The organism is Sphingomonas sp. (assembly GCF_048595155.1).
Classification (GTDB): domain Bacteria; phylum Pseudomonadota; class Alphaproteobacteria; order Sphingomonadales; family Sphingomonadaceae; genus Sphingomonas_I.
Genome location: NZ_JBMDXN010000117.1, coordinates 1 through 2,137 on the forward strand (window position 1 = coordinate 1; position 2,137 = coordinate 2,137).

A 2,137-nucleotide genomic window follows, 5' to 3' on the forward strand; every position below is an offset into this window, starting at 1 on the left:
CGGTCAGCCGCACGGTGACGCGCGAAGCGGTGAAGATGCTCACGGCCAAGGGCCTGCTCACTGCCCGGCCGCGCGCGGGCACGACCGTGCAGCCGCCCAGCATGTGGAGCGTGTTCGACCCGGACGTGCTGCGCTGGATGCTGGAGCGCAAACTGTCGCTGGACCTGCTGCGCCACTTCAACGAACTGCGCAGCGCGATCGAGCCGCAAGCGGCGGCGCTGGCGGCGCTGGCCGGTCCGTCACCGGCCTATGATGCGATCGAAGCCGGCCTGCAGCGGATGGAAGCGGCCGAACGCGGCGAGGATGACACGCTGGAGGCGGATATCGCCTTCCACATCGCGGTGCTGGAAGCCTCCGCCAACCCTTTCTTCCTGCAGTTTCGCGATATGGTGGCGACGGCGCTGCGCACCTCGATCCGCTTCACCAACCGCTACAAGGGGCGCAGCGCGGACGTGCCGGCGCATCGCGCAGTCTTCACCGCGATCCAGTCTGGCGATCCGGTAGCAGCCCGCACCGCGATGACCGCGATCATCGGCGAGGTGATGGAGTTTATCACAACCGCCAAGGTCAATCAGTAGCGCCGGGCGAGCGGTACCCGCCGGTGCGGCAACGCGCCGAACGCCCCGTGACATCGCCGGGCGGCGTCCCATATCCGTCGCATGTCGCAACTGATCGTCTGGCATGATGGCGCCTGCCCGCTGTGTCGTCGGGAGATCGCGCTGATGCGCCGGCTCGATCGCCGGGGTGCGATCCAGTTCATCGATGTGACGCAGGCAAGTGACCAGGCCTGCCCGATCGATCGCGCCGATCTGCTCGCACGCTTCCACGCGCAGGAGAATGGGACCTTGCTGTCGGGCGCTGCCGCCTTTGCCGCGATGTGGCGTGCCATACCGCTGTTGCGCCCTTTCGGGCTCGCCGCGCGTATACCCGGCGTGCTGACGCTGCTCGACCATGGCTATCGTGCGTTTCTGCGGGTGCGGCCGCGGCTGCAGCGCCTTGCCGCCCGCCTGTCCTGACAGCGTGATCACAGGATGACGGATGATATCACCGGTACGCGCGCGCGACAGGTCCCGCGCGGGCGCCTCTCTCGTCTGAGCCAATTCGGCCGGCTTGCCGGTGGCGTTGCCGGTGGCATGCTGGCCGAAGGCGCGCGGCGTTTGGCAGACGGCGAGCGGCCGCGGCTGCGCGACATGATGCTGACGCCCGGCAATGTCGGTCGGGTCGCGGAGCGGCTGTCGCATCTGCGCGGGGCGGCGATGAAGCTCGGCCAGATGATCTCGATGGATGCCGGCGACATGCTGCCGGCGGAGCTGTCCGCGATCATGGCGCGCTTGCGCGACAATGCCCACCACATGCCGCCCGCCCAGCTGAAGCAGGTGCTGGCGGAGCAATGGGGCAAGGATTGGCGGACGCGTTTCCAGCGCTTCGACCCAAGCCCGATCGCGGCCGCCTCGATCGGCCAGGTCCATCGCGCGATCACGCAGGATGGACGCGAGCTGGCGATCAAGGTGCAATATCCCGGCGTCCGCGAAAGCATCGATGCCGACGTCGACAATGTCGCGACGCTGCTGCGCATATCGGGCCTTTTACCGGCAGGGCTGGAGATTGCGCCGCTGTTGGCCGAAGCGAAGCGCCAATTGGCCGAGGAGGCCGATTACGAGCGAGAAGGCGCGCAGATGATGCGGTTCAACGCGCTGCTGGCCGACACGCCGGACATTGTCGTGCCGTCCCTAGACCGGGAATTCACCACCGACCGCGTGCTGGCCATGACGTTCCTGGCGGGCAAGCCGATCGAGACACTGGAGACGGCCGCGCAAGCGGTGCGCGATACGGCGATGCATCGCCTGATCACGTTGGTGCTGCGGGAGATGTTCGAATTCGGGATCATGCAGACCGATCCCAACTTCGCCAATTATCGCTACCAACCCGATACGGGCCGGCTGATCCTGCTGGATTTCGGCGCGGTGCGGCCGGTCTCGCCCGCAACCGCGCGGGGCTATCGCAATCTGCTGCGGGCCGGCTTGTCCCAAGACGCTGTCGCCGTGCGCGATGCGGCCGTGGCGGCGGGATTTTTGGGCGCCGACGCGGTGACCCGCCACGGCGATCGTATCGACCGGATGATCCGGGTGATCCTGCG

3 protein-coding genes are annotated in these 2,137 nt (G+C 67.6%); all 3 read left to right on the top strand.

What is annotated here, in order from left to right; all coding sequences use genetic code 11:
• A partial coding sequence (locus ACOJSI_RS18975) for a FadR/GntR family transcriptional regulator (protein ID WP_420139884.1) occupies nucleotides 1-578 on the top strand: 578 nt, incomplete at its 5' end.
• Nucleotides 579-659: 81 nt separating this feature from the next.
• The gene (locus tag ACOJSI_RS18980) at nucleotides 660-1,016 is read left to right on the top strand and encodes a thiol-disulfide oxidoreductase DCC family protein (protein WP_420139885.1); all 357 of its coding nucleotides are present in this window, start codon (nucleotides 660-662) and stop codon (nucleotides 1,014-1,016) included.
• A 15-nt stretch (nucleotides 1,017-1,031) separates the two neighbouring features.
• On the top strand, nucleotides 1,032-2,137 hold a 1,106-nt coding region (locus ACOJSI_RS18985; RefSeq protein ID WP_420139886.1), incomplete at its 3' end, for an ABC1 kinase family protein.